The sequence below is a fragment of the Phenylobacterium sp. genome (assembly GCF_036263695.1).
Taxonomy (GTDB): Bacteria; Pseudomonadota; Alphaproteobacteria; order Caulobacterales; family Caulobacteraceae; genus Phenylobacterium.
On sequence record NZ_DATAGM010000372.1, the window covers coordinates 1 to 7,353 of the forward strand.

General features: G+C 70.3%; 9 protein-coding genes. 2 read left to right on the forward strand and 7 right to left on the reverse strand.

Annotation, left to right across the window (positions count from 1 at the left end; translation table 11 throughout):
- A partial coding sequence (gene mreC, locus VHK87_RS15155; RefSeq protein ID WP_329635727.1) for a rod shape-determining protein MreC occupies positions 1-918 on the reverse strand: 918 nt, incomplete at its 3' end.
- A 68-nt stretch (positions 919-986) separates the two neighbouring features.
- Entirely contained in the window at positions 987-2,030 is a 1,044-nt protein-coding gene (locus tag VHK87_RS15160) for a rod shape-determining protein (RefSeq protein WP_320355567.1), read from the reverse strand.
- 305 nt (positions 2,031-2,335) lie between these two features.
- On the opposite strand from VHK87_RS15160, the gene VHK87_RS15165 reads away from it, so the two are divergent.
- Complete coding sequence (locus tag VHK87_RS15165) at positions 2,336-2,716, forward strand: MmcQ/YjbR family DNA-binding protein (protein WP_329635728.1); 381 nt, start codon at positions 2,336-2,338, stop codon at positions 2,714-2,716.
- Here the strand turns inward: VHK87_RS15165 and VHK87_RS15170 are convergent.
- Positions 2,708-3,466: a crotonase/enoyl-CoA hydratase family protein gene (locus VHK87_RS15170; protein WP_329635729.1), complete on the reverse strand. Its 759-nt coding sequence runs from the start codon at positions 3,464-3,466 to the stop codon at positions 2,708-2,710. The two genes, VHK87_RS15165 and VHK87_RS15170, sit on opposite strands and share 9 nt — an antisense overlap.
- Before the next feature lie 128 nt (positions 3,467-3,594).
- Here VHK87_RS15170 and VHK87_RS15175 point away from each other — a divergent pair, with 128 nt between their 5' ends.
- Entirely contained in the window at positions 3,595-4,176 is a 582-nt protein-coding gene (locus tag VHK87_RS15175; RefSeq protein ID WP_329635730.1) for a TetR/AcrR family transcriptional regulator, read from the forward strand.
- On the opposite strand, the gene VHK87_RS15180 is transcribed toward VHK87_RS15175, so the two are convergent.
- The 4 genes from VHK87_RS15180 to VHK87_RS15195 form a co-directional block, all read right to left on the reverse strand.
- A complete protein-coding gene (locus VHK87_RS15180) occupies positions 4,163-4,897 on the reverse strand; it encodes a class I SAM-dependent methyltransferase (protein WP_329635731.1) in 735 nt (244 codons plus the stop codon). The two genes, VHK87_RS15175 and VHK87_RS15180, sit on opposite strands and share 14 nt — an antisense overlap.
- 12 nt (positions 4,898-4,909) lie before the next feature.
- Positions 4,910-5,698: a molybdate ABC transporter substrate-binding protein gene (gene modA, locus VHK87_RS15185; RefSeq protein WP_329635732.1), complete on the reverse strand. Its 789-nt coding sequence runs from the start codon at positions 5,696-5,698 to the stop codon at positions 4,910-4,912.
- 13 nt (positions 5,699-5,711) lie between these two features.
- Positions 5,712-6,593 carry a DMT family transporter gene (locus VHK87_RS15190; RefSeq protein ID WP_329635733.1) on the reverse strand — a complete coding sequence of 294 codons (882 nt, stop codon included), beginning with the start codon at positions 6,591-6,593 and terminating at the stop codon, positions 5,712-5,714.
- 97 nt (positions 6,594-6,690) lie between these two features.
- A partial coding sequence (locus tag VHK87_RS15195) for an alpha-isopropylmalate synthase regulatory domain-containing protein (protein WP_329635734.1) occupies positions 6,691-7,353 on the reverse strand: 663 nt, incomplete at its 5' end.

The window sequence follows — 7,353 nt, forward strand, 5'->3', positions numbered from 1 at the left end:
AGCGGGCGGGGCTGCGCCCGGCGCGCTGATCAGCGGCGGCGGCGACATCTTGTCGAGCTGGCGGGTGTTCACCAGCTGGGCGAAGTCCTGGAAGAGCAGGATGCGGACGTAGTCGATGGGCGCCGAGTCGGACGCCAGCACCACCCGCCAGCGGCCGTCCAGGCCCTTCACCGCCACGCCCACCGGCAGGCCGCGGGGCAGCATGCCGCCGTCGCCGGAGGTGACCACCCGGTCGCCCTCCTTCACCGGTTCGTGGCCGCGCAGGTATTCGAGCCGCGGATTGGGGCCGCCGTCGCCGGTCAGGATGGCGCGGGCGTTGGTCCGGTCGATCATCACCGGAGTGCGCGAGGCGATGTCGGTCAGGGTGAGGATGCGGCTGGCCCCGTCGGTGACGCCGACGACGCGGCCCACCAGGCCCTTCTCGCTCATCACCGGATGGCCCGCCTGCACGCCCTTCTCGCGGCCGGCGTTGGCGATCCGCGCGTGGGAGAACGGCCCGCGGGCGTCCTGGACCACCCGCGCCGCGACCATCGGGATCGGCGGATCGGTCTGCAGGCCCAGCAGGGTCTTGTAACGGTCGTTGGTGTCGCGCAACGCGACCGCCAGGTCGCGCCACTGGCGCATTTCCTGGAGCTCGGCCTTCAGCCGGCGGTTCTCCGAGACCGCGAAGAAGTAGCCCCGGACGGTGTCGACGCCGGCGCCGATCCAACGCAGCGGCGTGGACAGCACCCCGCCCACCGGCGCGACCACCTTATCGCCCACCTCTCGGGTGACGCTGTAGGCGCCGGCGGAGATGTCGCCGCGCCGATCGTTCATGAGCAGCGCCAGCGCCACTATGGAGGCGATGACCACGGCCACCGTCGCCATCCAGGTGAGCGGCACCTTGAGCTCGCCGAACGTGGAGTCCCGCAAGGACACTGGTCGCCTCCAATCAGCGACTTACGCCGTCAGCCCCCCGACCGACGCGAATCGTTGAACATCAATTCTTAGGCGAGGGTGGACTCGAGGACGCCCTTCATCCACTTCGGATGTTCGAGCACCTTGCCGCACCCCAGCGCGACGCAGGACAGCGGATCGTCGGCCACGGTCACCGGCAGGCCGGTGTGGTCGCGGATCTCGGAGTCCAGGCCGCGCAGCAGGGCGCCGCCCCCGGTCAGCATTATCCCCTTGTCGGCGATGTCGGAGGCCAGCTCCGGCGGCGTCGCCTCGAGCGCCAGCTTCACGGCGTCGACGATCTGGCCGACCGGCTCGGACAGCGCGTCCGAGGCCTGCTTCTCGCTGATCCGCACTTCGCGGGGCACGCCCTGCATCAGGTCGCGGCCCTTGACCTCGATCGACAGGCCCTCGCCGTCGGACGGCGCGCGGGCGGTGCCGATCTCCTTCTTAATCCGCTCGGCGGTGGTCTCGCCGATCAAGAGGTTATGGTTGCGGCGCATGTAGCTGATGATCGCCTCGTCCATCTTGTCGCCGCCGACGCGGACCGAGCGCGAGTAGACGATGCCGGAAAGCGACAGGACCGCCACTTCGGTGGTGCCGCCGCCGATGTCGACGACCATCGAGCCGGTCGGCTCGTGGATCGGCAGGCCCGCGCCGATCGCCGCGGCCATCGGCTCGTCAATCAGGCCCACGCGGCGTCCGCCGGCGTTCAGGCAGCTGTCGTTGATGGCGCGGCGTTCCACGGCGGTCGCGCCGGACGGCACGCACACGATCACCTTCGGGTTCACGAAGCCCTTGCGGTTGTGAACCTTGCGGATGAAGTACTTGATCATCTCCTCGGCGACTTCGAAGTCGGCGATGACCCCGTCGCGCATCGGGCGGATGGCTTCCATGTGGCCGGGCGTGCGGCCGAGCATCTGCTTGGCCTCGATGCCGACGGCGTGGACGACCTTGCGTCCGCCGACGTTGCGCAGGGCCACCACGGACGGCTCGTTCAGCACGATGCCCTTCCCCTTCATGTAGATGAGGGTGTTGGCGGTGCCGAGGTCGATGGCGATATCGTTCGAGATGGCGCCGAAGAGGGACTGGAGCATGCAGGGCCCTAAGCGAGATGCGGCTGACGATTGTGTTCTTGAAGTCGCGTAGAAAGGGTCCTCAGAACCCCTGAGCGTCGGCCCCTAACGCTCCGAATCGAAGCGCTCGACCCCCAGGACTCGCTGACAGGACAGTAGCTCGTGTGCCTTGCCGTAGAGTCGAGATCAAGGGTTATTCAAGGGGTGCGCGCGCCCGCCGCGCGGCGTCTTGGCGAGAGAAACCGCATATCCCTGTGGGCGAATCGCGCGCCGCCCGGTTCGCCTCTCACGTGTACGGTTGAATCCGAATCGAAGGGAGGCGCGCGATGGCCGCCGAGGACCTCGCCGAAGAGCTCCGGAAGTTCGGGCTCAACTATCCGGAAGCGCACCTGAAGAGTCCCTGGCCGGGCCACCTGGACCTGGCGGTCAAGGACAAGACCTTCGCCTACCTACCCCCGCCCGGCCAGCCGTTCAGCCTGTCTGTGAAGCTGCCCTTCTCGGGGCCCGAGGCGCTGGAGCTGCCGTTCGCCAAGCCCACCGGCTACGGCCTCGGCCGCAGCGGCTGGGTGAGCTTCGACCCGGCGCCGAACGAGATCCCGCCGTTCGAGACGCTGAAGTCCTGGATCGACGAGAGCTACCGCGCCCAGGCGCCGAAGAAGCTGATCAAGCTGATCGGCCTCTTCGACGCCGCGCCGACCTCAGATTGAGGCGGGCTCGGCGGTCGGCAGCCGAATGGTCGGGCCGCCTCCGTTGCGGGCCGCGTAGGCGGATGAGGTGATCTCCTCCTCGATCGCCGTTCGCATCATGGCGATGGCAGGGCCCCTCAGCCGCTCCTTGACGATGATCTGGGAGGGCCGGTGGATCTTTCGGGCGCCGGCGATCGTCGCCTCCAGCGCTGCGTCGACGGCGGCGGGCGCCTCGAGACGGTCGAAGAAGCCCGCCTGGGCCGCCGCCTCCATGCCGAACATCTCGCCCGTCACGGCGGTCCGGTCGAGCCAGGCGGGGGCGAGGCGCCGCCGCCCGAGCTCCAGCGCAAAGCTCGGCACGGGAATCCCGATCGCGACCTCGTTGAACCCGATCCGATAGGGCCCGAGCACGCCGATCCGCACGTCCGACGCCAGGATCAGGAAGGCCCCCATGGGATAGGCGTGGCCTGCGCAGACGGTGATGACCGGCGCCGGATGCGAGAACACCTTCAGCGCGAGCTCGGCCCCGGCTCTCACCATGGCAGAGCTGGCCACGGGGTCGTTGGCGGCGAACACCTTCAAGTCGAAGCCGGCGGTGAAGATCCCCTCCCGTCCCGACTTCAGAACGGTTATCGCGCCCTCCCCGGCCGCTCGGTCGAAGGCGGCGTGCAGCGCCTCCAGCATCGGCAGCGACATCACGTTCAACTTGCCGTCGTCCATCGTGATCTCGGCGACGCCGTCGCGCGCCTCGTACCTTATCGGCTGATCCATCTCTCGCCTCCTGCTCAAGGCCCAACCTGCACGTTCGATATAGACCGGTCAATATAGGTCGGGGCCCTTTTACCTGGCCGCTACCTGTGCCACCGCTGCGTAGAAGCTGAGCTTCGGAGGGAGCGAACGTGCCGCCGCCGGCCAAACACCGCCAGTCGATCGTCGATGCGGCTGTGACGTTATTCCGCCAGCGCGGCTATGCGGCCACCGGAACGGCCGACATCGTGGCCCTGAGCGGCGCGCCGAAGGGCTCGCTGTACCACTACTTCCCGGGCGGCAAGGCGGCCATCGGCCAGGCCGCCGTCGAGGAGGCTGGCCGCCGCATTCTGGAGACGCTGGAAGACCTCTCGCGCCAATCCAATACCTGCGGCGACCTGGTGAAGGCCCACGCGCGCCTGCTGGCCGGCTGGATGGCGAAGTCGGGCTACCGGGACGGGGCGCCGATGACGACGGTGTTGCTGGAAAACGCTCCGCATGACCCGGCGATCACCGCCAGCGGACGCGACGCGTTGCGAGCCTGGCGCGGGTTACTGAGCACGCGCCTCGTCGCCGAGGGCGTCGCTACCGAGCGCGCGGAGCGTCTGGCTAGCCTGACCGTCGCCGCCCTCGACGGCGCGCTCGTCCAAGCACGGGTGGAGCAGAGCGAGCAGCCCCTGCACTGGGCCGCGGAAGAACTGGCGGCGCTCTACGAGGCCGCTAACCTCCCGTGACGGGATCGCCTCGGCGGTGGCGGCAGGGCCGGATGTCCTCAGGGGCCGGCCGCGCGTCCAGCGCCGGCGGCTCGAAGATGGCGAGGTAGCCGAGGCCGCCCTGCAGGGTCAGGAAATCGGTCTGGCGGTAGCCCACCGCCTCCAGTTCGCATTTGAGCAAGGCCGGCGGCGTGCCGTGGTGCTCCGGCAGTCGGTCCACGTCCAGGATGCCGACCCGCGCGCCGGGCCTGAGGGAGGGGACCAAGTTCCACATCAGGGCGTAGGGCTGGGCGATCTCATGGTACATGTGGGCCAGGATCGCACGGTCCACAGCCGCCGGCGGCAGCTTGGGATCATCGGCCGCCCCCACCACGATCTCCACATTCGAGATGCCCCGGCGCGTCAGTTCTTGGCGAAGCTGCGCCAGATAAGCCTCCGTCACGTCCTGGGCGTAGACCCGCCCCTCCGGGCCCACCACCGGCGAGAGCCGAAGCGCATGGTACCCGGAGCCGGCGCCGATGTCGGCCACCGCCATCCCGGGGCCGACGCCCAGCGCGCGGATCAGCTGGCCCGACTCGTCGGCCTTGTCCCGGTCCGGACCGGACGACCAGGTCGAGCTGACGATCTCCGCGATCGGCCGGTCAGGCTCGGGAAAGCCAGGCCTGGCCGTTGGCTGGCCGACGCTCGGCTGGCTGCAGGCGGCGGCCAGCAGGGCGATGGCGGCGGCGTAGAAGAACTTCATGCGGGTGCGGACTCAGCGTGACGGCGTGACGCTGAAACCATAGCGCCGAAACACCGCCGTGGCCTCAGGACCCGATAGATAGGCGAGGAAGCCGCCCGCCGCACGGTTGCGCGCCCCGCGGCTCGTCAGCGCCGCGGGATAGACGATGGGCGGATGGCTGGACGGCGGGAACACGCTGACGATCCGCACCCGCCGGTCCAGCTTGGCGTCCGTCTCGTAGACAATCCCCAGCGGCGCCTCCCCGCGAGCCACGAACTGGAGCGCGCTGCGGACGTTCTCGGCCGGCGCGATGCGGCCCTCGACGCTCTTCCAGACGCCCAGGCGGGTCAGGGCCGCCCGTCCGTATCGCCCCGCCGGCACGTCCGGCGCGGCCATCGCCAGCCGGCCGCGGCCCAGCGTTCGGGCGAGCGGCATGCCTGGGCGGATGGCGAGCTGCACCTTCGAGCGGGCTGGCGCGATCAGCACCAGCCGGCCCGCCAGCAGGTCGCGGCGGCTGGCCGGCTGGATCAGCCCCCTATGGGCCACGTAGTCCATCCATTCGCGGTCGGCGGAGACGAACAGGTCGGCGGGCGCGCCCTGCTCGATCTGCCGGGCGATGGCCGAGGAGGCGGCGTACGAGAACCGCACCGGCTGGCCGGTCCCCCGGGTGTAGGCGGCGCCGACGTCGTTCAGGGCGTTCTGCAGCGAGGCGGCGGCGAACACCGTCACCGGCGCCCGGGCGCGTGCGGGCGCGGCGAGGAGGAACTGGCCGGCGGCGGCGAGACCGGCGCCCAGCGCCCTGCGTCGGTGGAGGTCGGTCATGGCGCCAGCTTACTCAGGCCAGCGCCGTGGTCACAACGCCAAGGCCGGTGGCCACCCCGCCGACGATCTGGCGCAGGTTCAGCTTCTCCTTGAACAGCCGCCGGCCGGCCGCAGCCGCGATCGGCAGCTCCACCACGCCCACCGCCCTCACCTGCCCGGCCGGCGCGATGGCCAGCGCGCTGAACCAGCACGCCGAGGCCGCCGCCCCGCAGAACCCCGCCCCCAGCGACTCGCGCCAGGACGTCGCCACCGCCCTCAGGGCCGCGGGCTTGGTCAAGGCCAGGATCAGCGTCAGGCCCACCGACTGCAACGCCTGGGCGACGCAGACCGCCGCGGTGCCGGCGTAGATCGGATGCTCCGGCTCCAGGGCCAGGCCGGCCTGCCGGTAAGCGTTCAGCACCACCGCCATGGCTGCGCCCGACGCGACGCCAAGCGCCGACCCCAGCAGCGCCCCCGACTGGAAGCCGCCCTTTGGCCAGGAGAGGACGCAAAGCCCCACGGTGGCCGCGGCCAACCCTATCCAGGCGCCCGGCGCCATCACGTCTGCGAACACGAGCCACCCGAACAGCGCCGACAGCGGCAGATTGGTCTGCTGCATGAAGGTCGCCACCGCAAAGCCCGACCGGCGCATGGCCACAAGCAGCAGCGCCGTCTGGATCACCTGGCCGAAGGCGCCGATCGCCACCGCGGCCCAGAACCTGGCGCTCGCCTGCGGCTCGGCGCTTGGCGTCAGCAGCGCCACCACCGCGAAGATCACCACCGAGAACGGCAGGCCGAAAAGGAAGCGGACCAGGGTCGCCCCCCAGGGCCCGGCGTCGCCCACCAGCCCACGCTGCAGGGCGTTGCGCGCGACCTGCAGCGGCGCGGCCGCGGCCGTCAGAAGAACCCACAGCATGAATGCCCCCGCTCATGCGCGTGCAGCCGGGCGCGCGCAGCGCCCGCTGGTACGGAGGAATGCTTGGAGCCCCGCTTTCGCGGGACCGAGCGGAAGGCTAGAAGCCGCTGGCGACCTTGGCGTCGTCAGGCGCGCTCTTCTCCTTGCGGGCGAAGAGGTTGTTCAGCGCGTTAACATAGGCCTTGGCCGACGCCGTCAGGGTGTCGGTGTCGGCGGCCTGGCCGGTGGCGATCCGGCCGTCCTCCTCCAGACGCACCGAGACCTGGGCCTGGGCGTCGGTGCCCTCGGTCACCGCGTGCACCTGGAACAGGCGCAGGATGGCCGTGTGCGGCACCACCTCGTGGATGGCGTTGAACACCGCGTCCACGGGGCCGTCGCCGGTGGCCTTGGCCGAGCGCTCCTCGCCGTCGACGGTGACGGTCAGGTTGGCTTCCTGCGGCCCCTCGGTGCCGGCCAGCACCCGCAGATGCTTGACCTGGATGCGGTCGGCGCCGTGCGCCAGCGCGTCGTCCACCAGCGCGATGAGGTCGTCGTCGTAGACGTGCTTCTTCTTGTCGGCCAGGTCCTTGAACCGCTGGAACGCCTCGTTCAGGGCGTTCTGGCCCAGCTCATAGCCCAGGTCCTTGAGCTTCTCGCGGAAGGCGTGGCGGCCGGAGTGCTTGCCCATCACCAGGTTGGACGAGCCCTGGCCCACGTCCTCCGGCGTCATGCTCACGTAGGTGCCGCGGTGCTTCAGCATCCCGTCCTGGTGGATGCCGCT